A 21,965-nucleotide genomic window follows, 5' to 3' on the forward strand; every position below is an offset into this window, starting at 1 on the left:
GTGCAGCCGCCGGTGAGCGTGGCGCCGCAGCCCGTGGCGCAGGCCGCGGTGTGCCGCAGTTGCGGCGTGGTGGAGTCGGTGCAGGCCGTGCGCCAGGAAGGTCCGGCCCAGGGCATAGGCGCCGTGGCTGGTGGCGTGCTGGGCGGCGTGCTGGGCAACCAGGTGGGTGGCGGCACGGGCCGCAAGGTGGCGACGGTGCTGGGTGCCGTGGGCGGCGGCTTCGCCGGCCACGAGATCGAAAAGCGCGTGCGCTCCGAAACGGTCTACGACGTGCGCGTGCGCATGGAGGACGGCAGCGTGCGCCGCTTCAGCCAGCAGCAGCCCATCGCCACGGGCACGCGCGTGGTGGACGAGGGCGGCCGGCTGCGCGTGCAGTAAGCCGCGGCCGGGCCGGCCGTGCGGCGTGCGGGCGAGGACCGCGGCGCGATGCCGGCGGGCTTGTCGGCCCGCCTCAGCCGGGCAAGGCGCGCCGGTATTGCAGGGCCTCGGCGACGTGGGGCACGTCCGGCTGTTCGGCGCCGGCCAAGTCGGCGATGGTGCGGGCCACTTTCATGGCGCGGTGCAGGCTGCGGCCGGACCAGCCCAGCCGCGTGGCGGCCTGTTCAATGAAGCGCAGCGCCGCGGCCGAGGGGCGCACGTGGCGGTCCAGCCCCGCGGCGTCCAGCTCGGCGTTGGCCAGGCCCTGGCGCTCAAGGGCGCGCTCGCGCGCCGCGGCCACGCGCCGTATCACCACGGCACTGGGCTCGCCCGCGGGCGCGGCCAGCAGCTCGGCCGGCTTCACGGCGGGCACTTCCAATTGCAGGTCTATGCGGTCCAGCAGCGGGCCGGAGAGCCGGCCCTGGTAGCGGGCAATGGCCTGCGCCGTGCAGCGGCAGGGCTTGCCTGTGGCGGCGAAGGAACCCAGCCAGCCGCAGGGGCAGGGGTTCATGGCGGCCACGAGCTGGAAGCGCGCGGGGTAGCTGGCCTGGCGCCCGGCGCGCGAGAGCGTGATGCGGCCGTTTTCCAGCGGCTCGCGCAGGGCCTCCAGGGCGGCGCGCGGGAACTCCGGCAACTCGTCCAGGAAGAGCACGCCGCCGTGGGCCAGTGAAATTTCGCCCGGCTTGGGCGGCGAGCCCCCGCCCACCAGCGCCACGGCGCTGGCCGAGTGGTGGGGCGCGCGCACCGGGCGCTGGCCCCAATGCGCGACGTTGAAGCCGCTGCTGGATAAACCCTGCAGCGCGGCGCTGGAGAGGGCCTCGTCCTCGCCCATGGGCGGCAGCAGGGCGGGCAGCCGGTGCGCCAGCATGGACTTGCCGCTGCCGGGCGAGCCGACCATCAAAAGCGAATGCGCGCCAGCCGCAGCGATCTCCAGCACGCGCTTGGCGGCGCTCTGGCCGCGCACTTCCAGCAGGTCCGGCAGCGCCGCGGCGGCCGACGGCGTCATGGCCCGCGCGCGGGGCAGGGGCACGGCGGCGTCGCCCGGGCGCAGGGCGGCCACCACATCCAGCAGGTGGCGAGCGCAGCGCACGTCCACGCCCTGCACCAGCGCGGCCTGCTCGGCGCTTTCCGGCGGCAGCACCAGCGTGCGCGTGCTGCCCGCGCGGCGCAGCGCCAGCGCCAGGGCGACCGCGCCGCGCACCGGGCGCAGGTCGCCGGCCAGCGACAGCTCGCCCGCGAACTCGAAGCGCGCGAGCGCCGCCGTGTCCAGCTCGCCGGAGGCCGCCACGATGCCCAGCGCGATGGGCAGGTCGAAACGTCCGGACTCCTTGGGCAGGTCCGCCGGCGCCAGGTTCACCGTGATGCGCTTGTTGTGCGGGAAGGGCAGCCCGCTGTGGCCGAGCGCGGCGCGCACGCGCTCGCGCGCCTCCTTGACCTCGGTGTCGGCCAGGCCCACCAGCGTGAAGCTGGGCAGCCCGTTGGCCAGATGCACTTCCACGCGTACTTCCGGAGCTTCAAGGGCGTCCAGCGCCCGGCTGCTGAGCACGGCCAAAGACATTCGCATCCTCCCGGCGGAGTCAAAGGGGTCGGCCCATTGTGGGGTGCCGTCAACAAGCTGTAACGCCCCGCGTGAAGGCGCACCAATAGCGGGCGGTGGCCTGTTCATTCACCAGATTGGTGCGATTGAGCATGACCGTGGATAAGTGGCCCCCGGGGGCTAACGAGAACTTCCCTGGCACGGAAGGTGCAGTTCATTGTTTGCATTTCAAATCAGCGGAGCAACCATGATCAAAAAAGCCCTTCTCGCCACGGCGACCCTGGCTTCCCTGTGCAGCCTGCCTGCGCATGCCGATGTGAGCTTCAACGTTGGCGCGGTCACTGATTACCGTTACCGCGGCATCTCGCAGAGCCGCCTGGACCCGGCCCTGCAGGGGGGTGCCGACTGGGTGCAAAGCGCCGACGGTGGTTTCTACGCCGGCGTTTGGGGCTCCACGATCAGGTGGATCAAGGACGCCGGGCGCATTGCCGGCACCGACGTGGGCAATGCCCGCGTGGAGGTTGACCTTTATGGTGGCTACAAGGGCTCCATCGTCGAGGGCCTGGGCTATGACGTGGGCCTGCTGCAGTACTGGTACCCGCGCAACAAGCTCGACCGCATCTCCGGCGCCGAGAAGGCCGACACCACCGAGGTCTACGGCGCCCTGACCTACGGTCCCGTGACGGCCAAGTACTCGCACGCGTTGACCGACACCTTCGGCAACGGCGACAGCAAGAACAGCTACTACCTGGACCTCTCCGCCAGCTTTGAGATCACCGACGGCTGGATGCTGGTGCCTCATGTGGGCCGCCAGAAGATCAAGGGCCCGGCTGACGACCTGGGCGCCTCCTACACCGACTACTCCCTGGGCGTTTCCAAGGACTTCAGCGGTTTCGTGGTCAGTGCCACCGCCGTCGGCACGAATGCCGACAAAAGCTTCTACGTCACGCCCGCGGGCAAGTTCACGGGTAAGAATGCGCTCGTGGTCGGCGTGAAGTACAACTTTTGAAAGGAATCAGCCATGAAGATGGTTACTGCCATCGTCAAGCCATTCAAGCTTGACGAAGTGCGTGAAGCGTTGAGCGCCATTGGCGTTCAGGGCATCACGGTGACGGAGGTCAAGGGCTTTGGCCGCCAGAAGGGCCACACCGAGCTCTATCGCGGCGCTGAGTACGTGGTCGACTTCCTGCCCAAGGTCAAGATCGAAGCCGCGGTGGATGACGAGGTTGTCGAGCGCGTGATCGAAGCCATCGAGGGCTCGGCCCGCACCGGCAAGATCGGCGACGGCAAGATTTTCGTGTGCCCGCTGGAGCAGGTGGTGCGCATCCGTACCGGCGAGACCGGTCCCGACGCGCTCTAAGCACGCAGTCCGACCACAAGTAGCGACAAAACCATGAGAAAACTTCTTCTGCCCCTGCTCGCCGGTCTGGCAGGCCTGGGCGTGGCCAGCGGGGTGCTGGCGCAGGACACAGCTGCCGTGGCGGCGCAAGCTGCCAGCAGCGTGGCCCAAGCGGCCAGCGGTGTGGCCGAGGCCGCCAGCGCTGCCGCCGCGGCGGCGCCGGTGCCCAACAAGGGCGACACGGCCTTCCTGATGATCTCCACGGCGCTGGTCATCCTGATGACCATCCCGGGCCTGGCGCTGTTCTACGGCGGCCTGGTGCGCAGCAAGAACATGTTGTCCGTGCTGATGCAGGTCTTCATGGTCTTCGCCCTGATTTCCGTGCTGTGGGTGGTTTACGGCTACTCCGCGGCCTTCACCGCCGGCAATCCGTTCATCGGCACGCTGGACAAGCTCTTCCTCAAGGGCGTCACGCCTGAGTCCGTGGGCGCGACCTTCAGCAAGGGCGTGGTGCTGCCGGAGCTGAGCTTCGTGAGCTTCCAGGGTGCCTTCGCCGCCATCACCGTGGCGCTGATCGTGGGGGCCTTCGCCGAGCGCATCAAGTTCTCGGCGGTGCTGGCCTTCTCTGTGCTGTGGTTCACCTTCAGCTACCTGCCGGTGGCGCACATGGTCTGGTACTGGGACGGCCCGGACGCGATCACCAGCGAGGAAACGCTGGCGGCCGTGACCAACAACGCCGGCTGGCTGTGGGCCAAGGGCGCGCTGGACTTCGCCGGCGGCACGGTGGTGCACATCAACGCCGCGGTGGCGGGCCTGGTGGGCGCGATCATGGTGGGCAAGCGTGTCGGCTACGGCCGCGAGTCCATGGCGCCGCACAGCCTGACGCTGACCATGGTCGGTGCCTCGCTGCTGTGGGTGGGCTGGTTCGGCTTCAACGCCGGCTCCAACCTGGAAGCCAACGGCACGGCGGCTCTGGCCTTCATCAACACGGTGGTGGCCACGGCGGCTGCGGCGCTGAGCTGGTGCGCTGGTGAAGCGCTGATGCGCGGCAAGGCTTCCATGCTGGGTGCGGCTTCCGGTGCGGTGGCGGGCCTGGTGGCCATCACCCCGGCCTGCGGCTTCGTGGGCGTGGGCGGTGCCCTGGTGATGGGCCTGCTGGCCGGCTTCGTGTGCCTGTGGGGCGTCAACGGCCTCAAGCGCATGCTGGGCGCTGACGACTCGCTGGACGTGTTCGGCGTGCACGGCGTGGGCGGCATCCTGGGTGCGCTGCTGACCGGCGTGTTCGCTTCGCCTGACCTGGGCGGCACGGGCATCTGCAACTACGTCAGCGACAAGTGCGGCGAGTGGGGCGGCATCGGCGCCCAGGTGTGGGTGCAGGCCCAGGCCGTGGGCACGACCATCGTGTGGTCGGCCGTGGTCGCGTTCATCGCCTACAAGTTGGTGGACCTGGTGATCGGCCTGCGCGTGTCCGAAGAGGAAGAGCGCGAGGGCCTGGACATCACCTCGCACGGCGAAACGGCCTACAACCGCTGATCCGCCGTCAGGCAAGAAGGAAGTTCGCGGGCGGCGCCTCCCGTCAGGCGCCCCCGCTCAAGAGCAGTCTCTTCGCTGCGGTTGCGGTAGCGAACTTGAGCCACCCCTCGGGGTGGCTTTTTTTATGGGCGTGGGCGGGGCTTGCGCTGTCTGCGCTCGTCCCCATTTGTCTCTTTCGCAAGCCTTTTGCGGACGGGGCGGCAATACCCTGGGGTTGCTTTTGCACAGGGCGCAAGCTCTGTGACCGGCGCACGCATGGTTGGGTATGCCGCCTGCCTAGAATCGACGGATCGAATCCAAGAAGTCACCACACCATGGTCCCGCATCTCATCACGGCGCTCAATGGGCCGATCAACGAGTTGGAACAGCGCATCCTGGAGTCGATGCCGGCCATTGAGCGCTGGTTCCGGCTGGAGTGGATGGAGCACACGCCGCCGTTTTATTCATCGGTGGACGTGCGCAACGCCGGCTTCAAGCTCGCGCCGGTGGACACCAACCTCTACCCCGGCGGCTGGAACAACCTCACCACCGAGATGCTGCCGCTGGCGGTGCAGGCGGCCATGGCGGCCATCGAAAAGATCTGCCCCGAGGCCAAGAACCTGCTGCTTATCCCGGAGAAGCACACGCGCAACAGCTTCTACCTGAGCAACGTGCAGCGGCTGATGCAGATCTTCAACCAGGCCGGCCTGAACGTGCGGCTGGGCACGCTGGACGAGACCATCACCAAGCCCACCACGCTGACGCTCACCGACGGCAGCACGCTCACGCTGGAGCCGCTGGTGCGCACGCCGCGGCGCCTGGGGCTCAAGGACTTCGATCCCTGCACCATCCTGCTCAACAACGACCTCTCCGGCGGCATCCCGTCCGTGCTGGAGAACCTGCACGAGCAGTACCTGCTGCCGCCGCTGCATGCGGGCTGGGCCGTGCGGCGCAAGAGCAACCACTTCCAGAGCTACGAGGAGGTGGCCAAGAAGTTCGCCAAGCTGCTGGGCATGGACCCGTGGCTGATCAACCCCATGTACACCCAGTGCGGGCAGGTCAACTTCGCCGACGGCACCGGGCTGGAGTGCGTGCAGTCCAACGCCGAGGCGCTGCTGGCCAAGGTGCGGCGCAAGTACAAGGAGTACGGCATCAACGAGAAGCCCTTCGTGGTGGTGAAGGCTGATGCCGGCACCTACGGCATGGGCATCATGACGGTGCGCGACCCCAAGGACCTGGAAGACCTCAACCGCCGCACGCGCAACAAGATGAGCGTGATCAAGGAGGGCCAGGAGGTCAGCGAGGTCATCATCCAGGAGGGCGTACCCACCTACGAGCGCATGAACGACGCGGTGGCCGAGCCCGTGGTGTACATGCTCGACCGCTACGTGGTGGGTGGCTTCTACCGGGTGCATGCCGAGCGCGGCATCGACGAGAACCTCAACGCCCCCGGCTCCGCTTTCGTTCCGCTGGCTTTCGCCGAGGCCAGCCACATGCCGCGCCCGGGCGAGAAACCCGGCGTGAGCGCACCCAACCGCTTCTACATGTACGGCGTGATCGGCCGTCTGGCCATGCTGGCGGCCAGCTACGAGCTGGAAGCGACCGACCCGGACGCGGAAATCTACGAGTGAGCGTGAGGCAGTGCCGCCACGGCGGCAGTGCTGCACTGCACAAGCCGGGAGACAATAAGGACTTTGCGTAACGGGCCCCCGGTGGGTCCCAATCCGTGAGCTCTTCTTCATCACGCACGCCCGCCGCCCTGGCCGCCCTCACGCTGGCTGCCTTGGGCGTCGTCTATGGCGACATCGGCACCAGCCCGCTGTACGCCCTCAAGGAAGTCTTCCACGCCGGCCATGTCGAGGTCACGCCCGCCAACATCCTGGGCGTGCTGTCGCTGATCTTCTGGACGATGACGGTCATCGTCTCGCTGAAGTACGTGCTGCTCATCCTGCGCGCGGACAACAACGGCGAGGGCGGCCTGATCGCCATGCTGGCGCTGGCCACGCACGCCGTGCGCGAGCGCCCGCGGCTGCGCCAGGTGCTGATGGCGGTGGGCATGTTCGGCACGGCCATCTTTTATGGCGACGGCGTCATCACGCCGGCCATCTCGGTGCTGTCGGCGGTGGAGGGCCTGGAAGTGGCCTCGGACAGCCTGCATCCGTTCGTGGTGCCCATCACGCTGGTGGTGCTCACGGGATTGTTCGCGGTGCAGCGCTTCGGCACGGCCGACATCGGCCGCTTCTTTGGCCCCATCACGCTGGTGTGGTTCTTCGTCCTGGTGGCGCTTGGGCTGCCGCACGTCATAGCCAACCCCACCGTGCTGGTGGCGCTCAACCCGGCCTACGCCATCGACTTCTGGATGCACCACAAGCTGGTGGCCTTCATCGCGCTGGGCGCGGTGGTGTTGTGCGTCACGGGCGGCGAGGCGCTCTATGCCGACCTGGGCCACTTCGGCAAGCGGCCCATTCGCATTGCCTGGTACGGGCTGGTGATGCCCTCGCTGGTGGTGAACTACTTCGGCCAGGGCGCACTGCTGCTGGGCGATCCGGCGGCCATAGAGAACCCGTTCTACCTGCTGGCGCCGGAGTGGGCGCGGCTGCCGCTGGTGTTCCTGGCCACGGCGGCCACGGTGATCGCCTCGCAGGCGCTGATCACGGCGGCCTTCTCCGTGACCAAGCAGGCCATCCAGATGGGCCTGCTGCCGCGCATGCACATCAAGCACACCTCGGTGAAGGACACGGGGCAGATCTACGTGCCCTTCGTGAACTGGGGGCTGTACGTGTTCATCCTGCTGGCGGTGGCGCTGTTCGGCTCGTCCTCGCGGCTGGCCTCGGCCTACGGCATCGCCGTGACGCTGGACATGACCATCACCACGGTCATGACCTTCTTCGTCATCCGCTACGGCTGGCGCTACCCGCTGTGGCTGTGCATCGGTTCCACGGGCTTCTTCTTCGTCATCGACGTGCTGTTCTTCTCCTCCAACATGCTCAAGCTGGTGGCAGGCGGCTGGTTCCCGCTGGCCATAGGCATCGGCATGTTCACGCTCATGACCACCTGGCGGCGCGGCCGCGCGCTGGTGGCCGAGCGGCTGCGCGACGACTCGATCGACCTCGAAGGCTTCCTGGAGGCCGTGTTCATGAGCCCGCCCAAGCGCGTGCCCGGCACGGCGGTGTTCCTCTCGGCCGAGCAGGGACTCACGCCCAGCGCGCTCATGCACAACCTCAAGCACAACAAGGTGCTGCACGAGTACAACCTGTTCGTCTCGGTGCAGCACCACGACGTGCCCTGGATAGGCTTCGACAAGCGCGTGAGCGTGAAGTCGCTGGGCCACGACTGCTGGCAGGTGGTGCTGCACTTCGGCTTCAAGAACGACCCGGACGTGCCCGAGGCGCTGCAGTCGCTCAAGGGCCGCGGCGTGCCGCTGGACGACATGGACACCAGCTACTTCCTCAGCCGCGACGTGGTGATCCCCACCATTGCGCAGCAGGGCATGGCCATGTGGCGGGAAAAGCTCTTTGCCAGCATGCACCGCAACGCCTCGGCGGCGGCGGACTTCCTGAACCTGCCGGCCAACCGCATCGTGGAGCTGGGCTCCAAGGTCGAAATCTGATTCCTTTTCCGCTTCCTTTCCTGCCGCCGTGTCCCTGAAAGATTTGTCGCTGTCCGCTGTCGTGGCGGGCTTCGTGGCCGTGCTGGTGGGCTTCACCAGCTCGGTCGTCATCGTCTTCCATGCCGCCGAGGCCCTGGGTGCCACGCCGGCGCAGACGACCTCGTGGATGTGGGCGCTGGGCCTGGGCATGGGCCTGACCAGCGCGGGCTTGAGCCTGTGGTACCGCCAGCCCGTGCTCACGGCCTGGAGCACGCCCGGGGCGGCGCTGATCGCGGGCACCAGCGGGTTGACCATGGCCGAAGGCGTGGGCGCCTTCGTGGTGTGCGCGGTGCTGATCACGCTGGCCGGGGCCAGCGGCTTCTTCGCCCGCGTGATGGACCGCATTCCGCGCGCGCTGGCCGCGGCGCTGCTGGCCGGGGTGCTGGCGCGCTTTGGCTTTGATGCCTGCCTGGCCATCAAGGGCAGCCCGCTGATGGTGGGCGCCATGCTGGCGGCTTACCTGTTTGGGCGGCGCCTGTGGCCGCGCTACGCCGTGCCGGGCGTGCTGCTGGCGGGCATGGCGGTGGCGGCGGGGCAGGGCGCGCTGCACCTGGACGCCGTGCAGTGGCGCCTGGCGCAGCCGGTGTGGACGACGCCGGCCTTCAGCCTGCAGGCGCTCATAGGCCTGGCGCTGCCGCTGTTCGTGGTGACCATGGCCTCGCAGAACCTCCCCGGCGTGGCGGCGCAGCGCGCGGCGGGCTACGACACGCCGGTGTCGCCGCCGGTGGCGGTGACGGGACTGGCCTCGCTGCTGCTGGCGCCTTTCGGCGGCTACGCGCTCAACCTGGCGGCCATCACGGCGGCCATCTGCATGGGGCGCGAGGCGCATGCCGACCCGCACCGGCGCTACATGGCCGCCGTCATGGCGGGCTGCTTCTACATCGCGCTGGGCCTGGCGGGCGGGGCGGTGGTCGGGTTGATCGCGGCTTTCCCCAAGGGGCTGGTGCTGGCCGTGGCGGGGCTGGCGCTGCTGTCCACCATTGGCGGCTCGCTGGCCATTGGGCTGCAGGACGAGAAGACGCGCGACGCGGCGCTGCTGACCTTCCTCGTGACCGCCAGCGGCCTGTCCCTCTTCGGCATTGCCTCGGCTTTCTGGGGTTTGGTGGCCGGGGTGCTGGCACTGGCTGTGCAACACTGGCGCCCCAATCGCTGAAGCCCCTGCGCACCATGGATTTGCTGTTTGTCGCCGACCCGCTGGTGACCTTCAAGACCTACAAGGACACCACCTTTTCCATGATGCGCGAGGCCCTCTCGCGTGGCCACAAGGTCTGGGCCTGCGAGCAGGCCGACCTGGTGTGGCGCCGCGGCGCGCGCGTGGTGGCGCGCAGCGCCCGTGCGATTGCGCTCACGGGCAGCAGCGGCAAGGACTGGTTCGAGGTCGTGGCCGAGCAGGAGATGGCGCTGGCCGACGCGAGCGCCGTGCTCATGCGCAAGGACCCGCCCTTCGACAGCGAGTATTTCTACGCCACGCACCTGCTGCAGCAGGCCGAGCGCGAGGGTGCGCGGGTGTTCAACAAGCCCGCGGCGCTGCGCGAACACCCGGAAAAGCTCTCCATCCTGGAGTTTCCGGACCTGATCGGCCCAACGCTGGTGACGCGCGACGCGCAGGCCGTGCGGGCGTTTCACGACGAGCACCGCGACATCATCCTGAAGCCGCTGGACGGCATGGGGGGGATGGGCATCTTCCGCGTCGGCGCCGACGGGCTGAACCTGGGCTCCATCATCGAGACGCTCAACGCCCACGGCACGCGCACGGTGATGGTCCAGCGCTACCTGCCCGAGATCGTGAAGGGCGACAAGCGCGTGCTGCTCATAGGCGGCAAGCCGGTGCCCTTCTGCCTGGCGCGCATTCCGCAGGGCAGCGAAATACGCGGCAACCTGGCCGCCGGGGGCAAGGGCGTGGCGCAGGAGCTTTCCGCGCGCGACCGCGAGATCGCCGAGACCCTGGCGCCGGTGCTGGCCGCGCGCGGGCTGCTGCTGGTTGGGCTGGACGTGATCGGCGACTGCCTCACCGAGATCAACGTCACCAGTCCGACGGGCTTCCAAGAAATCAGCAACCAGACGGGCCTCAACGTGCCGGGCTTGTTCGTCGACGCGCTGGAAGCGGCCGTCGCGGCCTGAGGGGACTGCCGGGCAGGGGACAATCCGCCCCATGGCCCTGCTCACTCTCACCAATGCCCACCTCGCCTTTGGCCATGTGCCGCTGCTGGACGGCGCCGGCTTCTCCCTGGAAGCCGGCGAGCGCGTCGCGCTCATAGGCCGCAACGGCGCCGGCAAATCGTCGCTTCTGAAAATCCTGGCCGGGCTGGACAAGCCTGACGACGGCCTGCTGCAGCAGCAGCAAGGGCTGCGGCGCTTCTATGTCGCGCAGGAGCCCGCGTTCGCGCCCGGCGCCACGGTGTTCCAGGCCGTGGGCGAGGGCGTGGCCGAGGCGCGCAGCCTGCGCGAGCGCTACGAGCGCCACGCGCCCGGCGACGACCTGGACGCGCTGCAGACGCGCATCGAGCAGCTCGGCGGCTGGACCTGGGAGCAGCGCGTGGAGCAGACGCTGCAGCACCTCAACCTGGACGCCACGGCACAAGTGGATGCCCTCTCCGGCGGCACCAAGAAGCGCGTGGCGCTGGCGCAGGCGCTGGTGGCCGCGCCCGACGTGCTGCTGCTGGACGAGCCCACGAACCATTTGGACCTGGACGCCATCGAGTGGCTGCAGGAGCTGCTCAACGCCTGGAAGGGCGCGCTGGTGCTCATCTCCCACGACCGCGCCTTCATAGACGCCGTGGCCACCCGCATCGTCGAGCTCGACCGCGGCGTGCTGCGCAGCTACCCGGGCAACTTCTCCACGTTCGAGGCCACCAAGGCGCGCGAGCTGGAGTCCGAGGCCCTGGCCAACGCGCGCGCCGACAAGCTGCTGGCGCAGGAGGAGGTGTGGATCCGCAAGGGCGTGGAGGCGCGGCGCACGCGCAGCGTCAGCCGCGTCAACCGGCTGCACGTGCTGCGCGAGCAGCGGGCGCAGCGGCGCGAGTCGCTGGGCCAGGTGCGGCTGGAGCTGGACACCGGCGTGCCCACCGGCAAGATCGTCGCGGAGCTGCAGCGCGTGGGTATGCGCTACGGCGACCGGGAGCTGATCAAGGATTTCAGCGCCACCATCCTGCGCGGCGACAAGGTGGGCCTGATCGGCCCCAACGGCGTGGGCAAGACGACGCTGTTGAAGCTCATCCTGGGCCAGTTGGAGCCCACGTCCGGCAGCGTGCGCCGCGGCAGCAACCTGCAGGTGGCCTACTTCGACCAGATGCGCGGCGGCCTGAATCTCGACGCCACGCTGGCCGACACCATCAGCCCGGGCAGCGAGTGGGTGGAAATCGGCGGGCAGCGCAAGCACGTCATGAGCTACCTGGGCGATTTCCTCTTCGCTCCGGCGCGCGCCAACTCGCCCGTGCGCACGCTCTCCGGCGGCGAGCGCAACCGGCTGCTGCTGGCGCGGCTCTTCGCCCTGCCGGCCAACGTGCTGGTGCTGGACGAGCCCACCAACGACCTCGACATCGACACGCTGGAGCTGCTGGAAGAGTTGCTGCAGTCCTATGGCGGCACGGTGTTCCTGGTGAGCCACGACCGGCGCTTCCTGGACAACGTGGTCACTAGCACCATCGCCTGGGAGGGCGACGTGTCGCCGGGCCGCTGGCGCGAGTACGAAGGCGGCTACGAGGACTGGAAGCTGCAGAAGGCGCGCTCGCTGGCGGCGGCCGAGGCGGCGGCGCCCAAGCCCGCCGCGGCACCCGCGCCCGCGCCTGCCGCGGTGGCCGTGCCGGCCAAGCCGCCGCGCAAGCTGGGCTACAAGGAGCAGCGCGAGCTTGACGCGCTGCCCGCGCGCATCGAGGCGCTGGAAGCGGAGCAGAAGACGCTCACCGAGCAGCTCAGCGATCCCGAGCTGTACGTGCGCGACGCGCAGCGCGCCACGCAGATGCACGAGCGCGTGGCGCAGATCGAGGAAGAGCTCATGGCCGCGCTGGAGCGCTGGGAGGAGCTGGGCTCGCGCTGAGGCGGCCGCGCTTTCTTCAGAACCAGCCGTCCGTGTCCGCTGCCGGGTGAGAGCGGCTGACGATCAAGCCGGCCTGCAGGTACAGCGCGTTGAGCAGCCGCGAGGCCAGGGCGCGGTCCATGCCCGGCCACTCGGACAGGCCACGCAGGTTGGTCGTCTCGCGCTGCAGCCGCCGCACGCAGTTGCGCAGCAGTGGCGGGATGGGCAGCGGCCTCAAATCCAGCACCGCCGAGGCGCGGTACGCGGCGTAGCCCGCGATCTCGGGCAGCAACTGCTCCCTCGCCCCGCGCATGGACAGCTCCCAGCTCAGCAGCGGCAGCGGGTGGTAGAGGTGCAGCGCCTTGACCAGGCCGCGCTGCGGGTCGCCGGGCGGGCGCAGCACCGCGGGCTCCACGTGCAGCACCTGCAGCGCCTGCAGCCGCAACTGCAGCAGCTCCGGCAGGGGCAGCGGGCAGTGGGCCAGGCGCTGGCGGGGGAAGAGGGTCAGCGGCAGCACGCGCTCACCGTCCTGCATGTGCACCACCACGTTGCGCAGGTGGCGCATGGAGGCGGCCAGCACTTCCAGCAGCTCGGTGTGGCGGCCGTGCTCCTCGAAGCGGCGCAGGTCTTGCAGGAGCGAGGGCGGCAACTGCTGCGGATCGGCGTCGTCGAGCTGGGCCAGGTCGTCCAGGTAGCGCTTGAACGCGCTCACCCGCATCAGCTCCGGGGCACCCAATGGAAGGGTCGATTCGAAGCTCACCTGCCTTGCTCCCCCAATCCTGATGTTGACGCGGGATGTTAAGGCACCGGCCGTTCACGCTCTGCGCCATCACCGCGCCCACGGCAGAGCAAGAAACCGTCCCGCAGCGCGTTGCTGAGGCTTTGCTTGGAGCCGGAGCGGGGACGGGGTTATCTTTGTACCCCTTGCATGGATGCCGCCTGAATCGATGAGCTGCTGTTTTCCGGCGCTGCCCGGCTGCGACGCATGAATGCACGCACCATGGCGCCGCCGCAGGTCGAGCTGTTGATGCCCGACTCCCCCGAACTGTTGCAGGCCACGCGCGAGATTTTTCGCGAGTACGCCGCAGGCCTGGGCATAGACCTCTCCTTCCAGAACTTCGAGCAGGAGCTGGCCGGGTTGCCCGGCGACTACGCCGCGCCGCAGGGCGTGCTGCTGCTGGCCTTCGTGGACGGTGCGCTGGCGGGCTGCGGCGCGCTGCGGCCCCTTCCGGAAGCCGATGTGCCCAATGCCTGCGAAATGAAGCGGCTGTACGTGCGCCGTCCCTTCCGCCGCTTCGGCCTGGGCCGGCTGCTGGCGCAGGCGTTGATGGATCGCGCCACCGAGGCCGGCTACTCCAGCATGCTGCTGGACACGCTGGACGAGATGGAGGCCGCGCGCGGCCTCTACGCCAGCCTCGGCTTCGCGGACGTGCCGCCCTACTACTACAACCCCGTACCCGGCGCGCATTACCTGTGCGCCTCTCTGGACTGAGCGGGTCGTTGCGAATGCGGGCGGCCCCTGATCCGCCGGCCCGCCACCTGCCCCCACACTGGACCGCCCTTCGTTCACAACGCCGCCCCCTGCGGGCGACAAGGAGCCGTCGATGAACAACTTCCGCCACCTGCTCAAGGCCGCCGGCGGCCATCCGCCCATCGGGACGTGGATCACCTCCGCCAGTCCCATCGTGGCCGAGGCCGTGGGCCACGCCGGGTTCGACTGGGGTCTGGTGGACATGGCGCACGCGCCGCTGGACTACATGGACCTGGTGCACCTGCTGCAGGCCATAGGCAACACCAAGATGACGCCCGTGGTGCGCGTGCCGGCCAATGAGCCGGTGGCGGTGCAGCGCGTGCTGGACGCCGGCGCGCAGACGCTGCTGTTCCCGCTGGTGGAGTGCGCCGCCGACGCGCGCCGCGCCGTGGCCGCCACGCGCCACGCGCCGCAGGGCGTGCGCAGCATGGCCACGCTCAGCCGCGCCACGCGCTACGGCGCCGCCGCGGGCACGCCGGCGCCGGTGGGCGTGATCGTGGAGCTGGAGACGCCCAAGGCGTTGTCGCAGTTGGAGGAGGTGGTGCAGGTGGACGGCGTGGACGCCGTCTTCATCGGCCCGGCCGACCTTTCCGCGCAGTTGGGCCATGCCGGCCACACCATGCACCCGGAGGTGATGCGGCTCATGGGCGACGCGGCGCAGCGTTGCCGCCATGCGGGCATCCCGGTCGGGACCGTGGGCGCGACGCCGGATGTGGTGACGCAGTTCCGCGCCATGGGATTCAGCTTCGTCGCCGTGGCTTCGGACCTGGCGCTGCTCATGCGCGGCGCGCAGGCCGTGGTGCAATCGCTGCGCACCCCCGACGGCGAGCTGCACGTCCACTCGCTGAGCGCGGGTACCCGCACCGAGTCCTCCGCGGCCTGACGCCAGGCCTGCACCGCAGGGGCCGGCATCCTTTCGACACCGACAGCAGTAAGAGCAGTTGATGAGCTCCGTGATCGAACTCCACGCCGGCCCGCTGCGCCTGGCCCTGCGCCCGGATCTGGGTGGCTGCGTCGCCGGGCTGTGGCACGGTACGCAGCCGGTGCTGCACAGCTTTGACCCGGCCCAACTTGGCGGGCCGCGCCCTTCGGCCTGCTTTCCGCTCGTCCCGTACTCCAATCGCATCGGCCAGCGGCGCTTTCGCTGGCAGGGGCAGGACATCGAGCTGGCCGCCAACGTGGACGAGCCCAACACGCTGCACGGCGTGGGCTGGCAGCGGCCCTGGGACGTCGTCGACGCCGACGCCACGCGCGCCGAGCTGCGCTGTGCGCACCAGGCCGACGCCTTCTGGCCCTTCAACTTCGAGGCGCGCCAGCACTTCGAGCTCACGCCGCAGGCGCTGCGCATGCACATGTCGGTGCGCAACACCGACGACCGCGTGCAGCCGCTGGGCTTGGGCTGGCACCCTTACTTCACCAAGCGGCCGGGCTGCCGGCTGCAGGCCCGCGTGACGCAGCGCTGGGAGCCCGACCCCACGCTGCTGCCCGTGCGCCGCGTGGCGCAGGACGCACTGGACGGCGACGTGACGCTGATGGACTACGACAACGTCTTCGAGGGTTGGGACGGCGTGGCCGTGGTCACCGAAGAGCCTTTCACCGTGCGCATCACGTCCGACCAGCCTTACCTCGTGGTCTTCGCCAAGGCCGTGCGCGACCACTTCTGCGTCGAGCCGGTGAGCCACCTCAACAACGCCATCCAGCAGCCTGACCCCGAGGCGCATGGACTGCGCGCCGTGGCGCCGGGGCAGGCCATCGCCGGCTGGATGAACCTCGACATCTCCCTTGCCTGAGAGCCCCGCGCCGCGCCGGCCGTGCGCGGCGCGGGCGCTGGAGCCGACATGACCGCTGAACGCCTGTTCGACATCCAACCGCTGCCCCTGCCGCCGTCGCGCCTGGGCGAGTCGCCGTTCTGGCATCCGCACGAGGGTGCCCTGTGGTGGGTGGACATTCCTGGACAGCGCCTCAACCGCTGGGACCCGCGCCACGGCCGCCACGACCATTGGAGCTTCGACAGCGAACCCGGCTGCGCCGCGCCGCTGCAGGGTGGGCGCGTGCTGCTGGGCATGCGCGACGGGCTGTGGTGCTTCGACCCGCACAGCGGCCAGCGCCAGCGCGTCAGCCCACCGCCTTACGACCCAGCGCAGCAGCGCTTCAACGACGGCAAGGCCGATCCGCTGGGCCGCTTTTGGGCCGGCACGCTGGACGACCAGCGCCAGCCCCGTGCCGCGCTCTACCGCTTCGACCACGACGAGCTGCAGCGCATGGCCGAGGGCATCACCACCAGCAACGGCCTGGGCTGGAGCCCGGACGGCCGCACGATGTACTGGAGCGACACCCGAGCCCATGAGATCCGCGCCCTGGACTTCGACTTGAACCAGGGCACGCTCTCGCGCCAGCGCGTGTTCGCACGCTTTGCGCCGCGCCAGGAGGGCCAGGCCTACGGCGGCCGCCCCGACGGCGCCGCCGTGGACAGCGAGGGTGCCTACTGGGTGGCCATGTACGAGGGCTGCCGGCTGCTGCGCCTGTCGCCCACGGGCGAGCTGCTGCAGGAGGTACGGCTGCCGGTGCACTGTCCGACCATGCCGTGCTTTGGCGGGCCGGACCTGCGCACGCTCTACGTCACCACCGCGCGCGACCACCGCCCGGCCGACGAGCTCGCGCGCGAGCCCTGGGCCGGCTGCGTGTTGCAGATGCGCGTGCCGGTGCCGGGCCTGCCGGTGAACTTCGCCCGGCTGTAAGAGAAGAAGAAGGGGAGGCGGGCGCCGAGCGGCGCCGCCTCAGGGCGCCTCAAGGCTTGCCGGGCAAGGCCGCCAGCGCCTCGCGCACTTCGCCGACGGACAGCACTTCCGTGAGCAGCCGCGGCGCACCGCCGCCGGCCGGGTAGAGGGCGTAGACGGGCACGCCGCTGCGGCCCAAGCGGGCCAGCTCGGCGCCAATGGCGGCGTCGCGGCGCGTCCAGTCTGCTCGCAGCAGGGCGACGTCGTGCAGCTCGAAGTCGGCCAGCACGGTGGCGTCGGCCAGCGTGCCGCGCTTGTTGATCTGGCAGGTCACGCACCAGGCGGCGGTGAAGTCCACGAACACGGGCCGTCCCTGGGCCTGCAGCGCCTGCACGCGCTCGGTGCTCCAAGGCTCCCAGCCGTGGCCGGCCGTGGCCGAGGTGCCGCCTGCTGAGGCAGGTGCCGGCTCGTTCCAGGCCGGCAGCGCCCAACGCAGCGTCAGCCCAAGCACCACGACCGCCAGCAGTGCCACGCCCGCGCGCGCGCCTCGCCGCGAGGTTTGAAAAGTCGGGCTGGCCAAGGCCCACAAGGCGAAAGCCAGCGCAACGAGCAGACCCAGCAGCGCCACGGCGCCGTCCAGCCCGGTCTGCTGGCCCAGCACCCACAGCAGCCACACCACGGTGGCGAAGATGGGAAAAGCCAGCAGCGTGCGCAGTTGCGCCATCCAGGCGCCGGGGCGGGGGAGGGCGCGCGCCATCCCCGGCCAGGCGGCAGCGGCCAGGTAGGGCAGGGCCATGCCCAGCCCAAGCACGGCAAAGACGCTGAGCGCCTGCGCCGTGGGCAGCGTGGCCGCCGCACCCAGCGAGGCGCCCATGAAGGGCGCGGTGCACGGCGAGGCCACGGCCACGGCCAGCACGCCGGTGAGGGCGTGGTCCAGCAGCGGGTGGCGCAGTTGCAGCCCGGCCAGGCTGGAGGGCAGCACGCCGCGGAACTCGAACTGCCCGGCCAGGTTCAGCCCAATGACCGTGAACAGCACGGCCAGCGCCGCCACGAAGGCCGGCGACTGCAGTTGAAAACCCCAGCCCAGTTGCTGGCCACCGGCGCGCAGCGCCAGCATCAGGGCCGCCAGCGACACGAAGGACAGCAGCACGCCGCCCGTGTAGGCCAGCGCCGCCGCCACGCGTTCGCGCCGCCCGTGGTGGGCCACGAAGCCCAGCAGCTTGAGCGAGAGCACCGGGAACACGCAAGGCATGAGGTTGAGCAGCATGCCGCCGCCCAGGGCCAGCAGCAGCGCCAAGCCGAAGGCGGGCGAATCCGCGGTGCCGGCCGCCGGCGTGGCTTGCGGACTTTCATGCTCGATGGCCGGCGTGCGCCGCGGCGTGGTGCCGGGCGCGGGCCAGGGGCCGGCGACCTCAAAGCCCAGTTGCACGCCGCCGCCCTGGCCGTCGGCCAGCACCGCGTCCAGCCGCGGCGGGCTCTGGTCGCGCTCCGGCGACAGCGGCGCCTTCACTTGCCATGTGGCGCCGTCCCAACGCGCCTGCAGCGCCGCGGCGTTGTCCAGGATGCCAGGCAGCTCGGGGAAGAAGTCCAGCGGCTTGCCTTGCAGCGCTGCGGGCAGGCCTTTGACGTCCACGACCAGATCGTGGCCTTCGATGCGTGCCGTCGCCGCCGTGCCCGGCAGGGCCTGAGGCAGCCGGCGCTGCGCCTCGTCGAAGAGGGCGGCGTTCACGGACGTGGCCGCATGGCTGGGCAGTTGCAGGCTGAAGCGGCCGCTTTGCGGCAGGCAGACTTCCTTGCAGACCAGCCAGTCCGCCTGCAGTTGCACGCTCAACGACGTGGCGTCGAAGCCCGCGGGTACCTGCACGCGCACGGGCAGCAGCACGCGGCCCTCGTAGCCGTAGTTCATCAGCGGGCCCACGGGCAGCCGCTTGGGCACGGGCCAGTCGATCTCGCCCACGTCCAGGCCCGGGGGCAGCGTCCATTGCAGCTTGGTGGGCAAGCCGGAGTCACCCGGGTTCTTCCAGTAGGTATGCCAGTGCGGTGCGTGCTCCAGCAACAGTCCCAGCCACAGTGGCTTGCCCGGGGCCACGCCGTCGGGCGCATGGGCCAGAAGTTCCGCGCGCAACTGCTCGGTGCGCACTTCGGTTTGCGCCGTCGCGCTGATCAGCGGCGACAACAACAGCGAAAAAGCCGCGATGCGGCGCAGGGTTTTTGACAGCACGGACAGCTCGACAGCGGACGTGGCGTGATTGTGATCCGTGCCCGGCGGGATACGGTGCCGCGTGGTCACTGCTGCAGCGCAGCAAGCTGCAAGTGCTGTGCAAGATTGAGCTGGCTCAATCCGTGCGCCTTTGCAAGCCATGCCGGAGCGTGACGTCGGGGCATGAGTTGTAAGTGGAGGCTAAGGGTTTTCCACCTATAATCCGGTGGTTTTGCGCATAGAGACGGTCTGAAGCCAGATGCAAGAGCGGTCCCGGCGTCCCGAGTTCCGCGACAGCTGGGCTGAGGACGAATACGAGAAGGAGCTGGACGAGCGAGCGCCGTTGACGCGTGAGCAAGTGCTGGCCCTGCGCGAACAACACCCGCTGATGTCGCCATGGCGGGTCATTGCGGTTCAGGCCGCAGTGGGTCTGGTGGTGTCCGTCCTTGCGGCGGTGATCACGGGACGAGGGGCGGTCGGCTGGTCGGCGCTGTATGGCGCGGCTGCCGTGGTGTTGCCGGGGGCATTGATGGTCCGCGGTCTCACCAAGTCCAAGGACATGAAACCCGGCGCGGCAGTGTTCGGCTTCATGTTCTGGGAGTTCATCAAGATCGGTGTCGCGGCCGCCATGCTGGTGGCGGCGGCGGTGGTCGTGCGCGACTTGAGCTGGCCGGCTTTGCTGGTGGCGATGGTCTTGTGCATGAAAGTCAACTGGCTGGCGCTGCTTTGGCAGGGCCGGGCCCGAGCAAGGAAAAAGAGAAGCTGACATGGCTGCCGAAGGACACGGACCTACCGCGGGTGAATACATCCAGCACCACCTGCAGCACTGGACCACGCGTGAGCAAACCGGCATTGCCGACTTCTCGCTGGCCGACCCGGTGCTCAAGCTGGACTCTCTGTTCTGGTCGATCCTGCTGGGCGTGGTCGGCTGCTTCCTGCTCTGGCGCGTGGCCAAGAGCGTGACCTCGGGCGTGCCGGGCCGCATGCAGGCTGCCATTGAATTCCTGGTCGAGATGGTGGACACGCAGGCCCGCGGCATCGTGCACAACGAGCAGTCGCGCAAAGCCGTGGCCCCGCTGGCGCTGACCGCCTTCGTGTGGATCTTCCTCATGAACGCGATGGACCTGCTGCCGCTGGACCTGATTCCCAACATCTGGGCCGCCATCTACGGCGGCATGGGCCATGACCCGCACCACGCCTACATGCGCGTCGTGCCCTCTGCCGACCTGTCCACCACGCTGGCGCTGTCGGTGACGGTGCTGCTGTCGTGCCTGTACTACAACATCAAGATGAAGGGCCTGGGCGGCTGGGTCAAGGAGCTGTTCTCGGCTCCGTTCCATGCGCACGGTCCGATGGCTATTGCCCTGGCCCCGATCAATTTCCTCATGCAGATGATCGAGTTCGTCGCCAAGACGGTCTCTCACGGCATGCGGCTGTTCGGCAACATGTTTGCCGGCGAACTGGTGTTCATGCTGATCGCGCTGATGGGCGCGGTGGGCTTCGGTTCCCTGGGTGGTGTCGCCCTGTGGATCGGCCATGTGCTGGCCGGTTCCGCGTGGGCCATCTTCCACATCCTGATCATCACGCTGCAGGCCTTCATTTTCATGATGCTGACGCTGGTGTACGTGGGCCAGGCGCACGACGCGCACTGACCGGCGGCTTTCCCTCCCGTTCTTTTTCCCAACTCAATCAACTCATCTAGGAGTAGTCATGGAAAACATCCTCGGTCTGGTCGCTCTGGCTTGCGGCGTCATCATCGGTCTGGGCGCCATCGGTGCTTGTATCGGTATCGGCCTGATGGGCGGCAAGTACCTGGAAGCCTCTGCTCGTCAGCCTGAGCTGATGAACGAGTTGCAAACCAAGATGTTCCTGCTGGCCGGTCTGATCGACGCCGCCTTCCTGATCGGCGTGGGTATCGCGATGCTGTTCGCGTTCGCCAACCCGTTCGTCCTGCGCTGATCCGGCTCTTTCTCGTCCGTCCCCGAGTAGTCTTTCAACGAGAAAGGTCCGAGCCGTGAATCTGAACGCAACGTTGTTGGCGCAGATCGTCGTCTTCGTGATCTTGTGGTGGTTCACGATGAAATTCGTGTGGCCGCCGATCACCAAGGCGCTCGATGAGCGCGCCCGGAAGGTCGCCGACGGTCTGGCTGCGGCTGACAAGGCCAAGGCCGAACTGGCCACGGCCAACAAGCGCGTCGAGGCCCAATTGGCCGAAGCGCGTGATGACGCCGCCCGCCGTCTGGCTGATGCCGAGCGCCTGGCCCAGTCCATGGTCGAAGAGGCCAAGGGCCGTGCCAATGAAGAGGCCGCCAAGATCGTCGCCGCGGCCCGGGCCGAGGCCGAGCAGGCCAGCGTCCGTGCCCGCGAAGCGCTGCGCGACGAAGTCGCCGCGCTGGCTGTCAAGGGTGCCGAAGCGATCCTGCGCCGCGAAGTGAACCCGGCCGTGCACGGCGAACTGCTGTCACGCCTCAAGAGCGAGCTCTGACACCATGGCTGAGCTTGCAACCATCGCCCGCCCCTATGCGGAGGCGCTGTTCAAGACCATCATGGTCCAGGAGCAGCCCGGCGCCATCGAGCAGCTCGATCTGCTCGCGTCGCTGACCTCCGACCCCGAGCTGCGCCAGTTCGCCTCCGATCCCCGCGTGAGCACCGAGCAGGTCCTCGGCGTGGTGACCGGTGCGCTGCCCGCGCCGCTGTGGCCCGCGCTGCAGAACCTGCTGCGCACCATGCTGGAAAACGGCCGCCTGGTGGCGCTGCCCGAAGTGGCCGCGCAGTTCCGCGCGCTGGTCAACGCCGGCAGCGGGGTCTCCGATGCGCTGGTCTACAGCGCCTTCCCGATCGACGAGGCGCAGGGCGCCGAGGTGCTGGCCGCGCTGGAAAAGCGCTTCGGTCGCAAGCTCAACGCCACGGTGCAGATCGATCCCTCGCTCATCGGCGGCATCCGCGTGGTGGTCGGCGACGAGGTCTATGACGGCTCGGTCAAGGCCCGTCTGGAACAGATGAAGGTGGCGCTTACGGCCTAAAGCAGCAGGAGAGTGAGGGGCGAGC

Annotated in this window: 21 protein-coding genes; 18 read left to right on the forward strand and 3 right to left on the reverse strand. The window is 69.1% G+C overall.

The window, feature by feature from the left end; all coding sequences use genetic code 11:
* Positions 1 to 378 (forward strand): outer membrane lipoprotein (locus SM757_RS29225; protein WP_322468058.1); only part of this gene is annotated, 378 nt, incomplete at its 5' end.
* A 73-nt stretch (positions 379 to 451) separates the two neighbouring features.
* Here the strand turns inward: SM757_RS29225 and SM757_RS29230 are convergent.
* On the reverse strand, positions 452 to 1,975 hold the full coding sequence (locus SM757_RS29230) for a YifB family Mg chelatase-like AAA ATPase (RefSeq protein ID WP_322468059.1): 1,524 nt from the start codon (positions 1,973 to 1,975) through the stop codon (positions 452 to 454).
* Positions 1,976 to 2,201: 226 nt separating this feature from the next.
* Between SM757_RS29230 and SM757_RS29235 the strand changes: the two genes are divergently transcribed.
* From SM757_RS29235 to SM757_RS29270, 8 genes are all read left to right on the forward strand, one after another.
* Positions 2,202 to 2,963, forward strand: coding sequence for a TorF family putative porin (locus SM757_RS29235; protein WP_084267322.1), 762 nt, complete (start codon positions 2,202 to 2,204; stop codon positions 2,961 to 2,963).
* Positions 2,964 to 2,975: 12 nt separating this feature from the next.
* Positions 2,976 to 3,314, forward strand: a complete 339-nt coding sequence (locus tag SM757_RS29240; protein ID WP_028997364.1) for a P-II family nitrogen regulator — start codon at positions 2,976 to 2,978, stop codon at positions 3,312 to 3,314.
* Between the two features lie 33 nt (positions 3,315 to 3,347).
* Positions 3,348 to 4,826, forward strand: coding sequence for an ammonium transporter (locus SM757_RS29245; RefSeq protein ID WP_066334380.1), 1,479 nt, complete (start codon positions 3,348 to 3,350; stop codon positions 4,824 to 4,826).
* Positions 4,827 to 5,140: 314 nt separating this feature from the next.
* Positions 5,141 to 6,436, forward strand: a complete 1,296-nt coding sequence (gene gshA, locus SM757_RS29250) for a glutamate--cysteine ligase (protein WP_322468060.1) — start codon at positions 5,141 to 5,143, stop codon at positions 6,434 to 6,436.
* 95 nt (positions 6,437 to 6,531) lie between these two features.
* Positions 6,532 to 8,415 carry a potassium transporter Kup gene (locus SM757_RS29255; protein ID WP_066334385.1) on the forward strand — a complete coding sequence of 628 codons (1,884 nt, stop codon included), beginning with the start codon at positions 6,532 to 6,534 and terminating at the stop codon, positions 8,413 to 8,415.
* Positions 8,416 to 8,443: 28 nt separating this feature from the next.
* Positions 8,444 to 9,607 (forward strand): benzoate/H(+) symporter BenE family transporter, encoded by a 1,164-nt coding sequence (locus tag SM757_RS29260; RefSeq protein WP_066334387.1) that lies wholly within the window; start codon positions 8,444 to 8,446, stop codon positions 9,605 to 9,607.
* Between the two features lie 14 nt (positions 9,608 to 9,621).
* Positions 9,622 to 10,575 (forward strand): glutathione synthase, encoded by a 954-nt coding sequence (gene gshB, locus SM757_RS29265; protein ID WP_066334391.1) that lies wholly within the window; start codon positions 9,622 to 9,624, stop codon positions 10,573 to 10,575.
* 31 nt (positions 10,576 to 10,606) lie between these two features.
* Positions 10,607 to 12,490 (forward strand): ATP-binding cassette domain-containing protein, encoded by a 1,884-nt coding sequence (locus SM757_RS29270; protein ID WP_322468061.1) that lies wholly within the window; start codon positions 10,607 to 10,609, stop codon positions 12,488 to 12,490.
* 16 nt (positions 12,491 to 12,506) lie between these two features.
* Here SM757_RS29270 and SM757_RS29275 read toward each other — a convergent pair whose 3' ends face one another.
* On the reverse strand, positions 12,507 to 13,229 hold the full coding sequence (locus tag SM757_RS29275; RefSeq protein ID WP_238455724.1) for a hypothetical protein: 723 nt from the start codon (positions 13,227 to 13,229) through the stop codon (positions 12,507 to 12,509).
* Between the two features lie 240 nt (positions 13,230 to 13,469).
* On the opposite strand from SM757_RS29275, the gene SM757_RS29280 reads away from it, so the two are divergent.
* The 4 genes from SM757_RS29280 (at position 13,470) to SM757_RS29295 (ending at position 16,738) form a co-directional block, all read left to right on the forward strand.
* Positions 13,470 to 13,961, forward strand: a complete 492-nt coding sequence (locus SM757_RS29280; RefSeq protein WP_066334514.1) for a GNAT family N-acetyltransferase — start codon at positions 13,470 to 13,472, stop codon at positions 13,959 to 13,961.
* Positions 13,962 to 14,073: 112 nt separating this feature from the next.
* Positions 14,074 to 14,883 carry an HpcH/HpaI aldolase family protein gene (locus SM757_RS29285; RefSeq protein WP_322468062.1) on the forward strand — a complete coding sequence of 270 codons (810 nt, stop codon included), beginning with the start codon at positions 14,074 to 14,076 and terminating at the stop codon, positions 14,881 to 14,883.
* A 61-nt stretch (positions 14,884 to 14,944) separates the two neighbouring features.
* Positions 14,945 to 15,790: an aldose 1-epimerase gene (locus SM757_RS29290; RefSeq protein ID WP_066334396.1), complete on the forward strand. Its 846-nt coding sequence runs from the start codon at positions 14,945 to 14,947 to the stop codon at positions 15,788 to 15,790.
* Positions 15,791 to 15,838: 48 nt separating this feature from the next.
* Entirely contained in the window at positions 15,839 to 16,738 is a 900-nt protein-coding gene (locus SM757_RS29295) for an SMP-30/gluconolactonase/LRE family protein (protein ID WP_322468063.1), read from the forward strand.
* Positions 16,739 to 16,787: 49 nt separating this feature from the next.
* Here the strand turns inward: SM757_RS29295 and SM757_RS29300 are convergent, their stop codons facing one another.
* Complete coding sequence (locus SM757_RS29300; protein WP_322468064.1) at positions 16,788 to 18,938, reverse strand: protein-disulfide reductase DsbD family protein; 2,151 nt, start codon at positions 18,936 to 18,938, stop codon at positions 16,788 to 16,790.
* A 238-nt stretch (positions 18,939 to 19,176) separates the two neighbouring features.
* Between SM757_RS29300 and SM757_RS29305 the strand changes: the two genes are divergently transcribed.
* The 5 genes from SM757_RS29305 to SM757_RS29325 are packed head-to-tail and all read left to right on the forward strand — an operon-like array spanning position 19,177 to position 21,940.
* Positions 19,177 to 19,683 (forward strand): ATP synthase subunit I, encoded by a 507-nt coding sequence (locus SM757_RS29305; protein WP_066334400.1) that lies wholly within the window; start codon positions 19,177 to 19,179, stop codon positions 19,681 to 19,683.
* A 1-nt stretch (position 19,684) separates the two neighbouring features.
* Complete coding sequence (gene atpB, locus SM757_RS29310) at positions 19,685 to 20,569, forward strand: F0F1 ATP synthase subunit A (RefSeq protein WP_322468065.1); 885 nt, start codon at positions 19,685 to 19,687, stop codon at positions 20,567 to 20,569.
* A gap of 58 nt (positions 20,570 to 20,627) precedes the next feature.
* Positions 20,628 to 20,876, forward strand: a complete 249-nt coding sequence (gene atpE / locus SM757_RS29315; protein ID WP_028997348.1) for a F0F1 ATP synthase subunit C — start codon at positions 20,628 to 20,630, stop codon at positions 20,874 to 20,876.
* A gap of 55 nt (positions 20,877 to 20,931) precedes the next feature.
* A complete protein-coding gene (locus SM757_RS29320) occupies positions 20,932 to 21,402 on the forward strand; it encodes a F0F1 ATP synthase subunit B (protein ID WP_066334406.1) in 471 nt (156 codons plus the stop codon).
* A 4-nt stretch (positions 21,403 to 21,406) separates the two neighbouring features.
* Positions 21,407 to 21,940, forward strand: coding sequence for a F0F1 ATP synthase subunit delta (locus SM757_RS29325; protein ID WP_066334408.1), 534 nt, complete (start codon positions 21,407 to 21,409; stop codon positions 21,938 to 21,940).
* The last annotated feature ends 25 nt before the right edge of the window (positions 21,941 to 21,965 follow it).

The organism is Azohydromonas lata (assembly GCF_034427735.1).
GTDB lineage: Bacteria > Pseudomonadota > Gammaproteobacteria > Burkholderiales > Burkholderiaceae_C > Azohydromonas > Azohydromonas lata.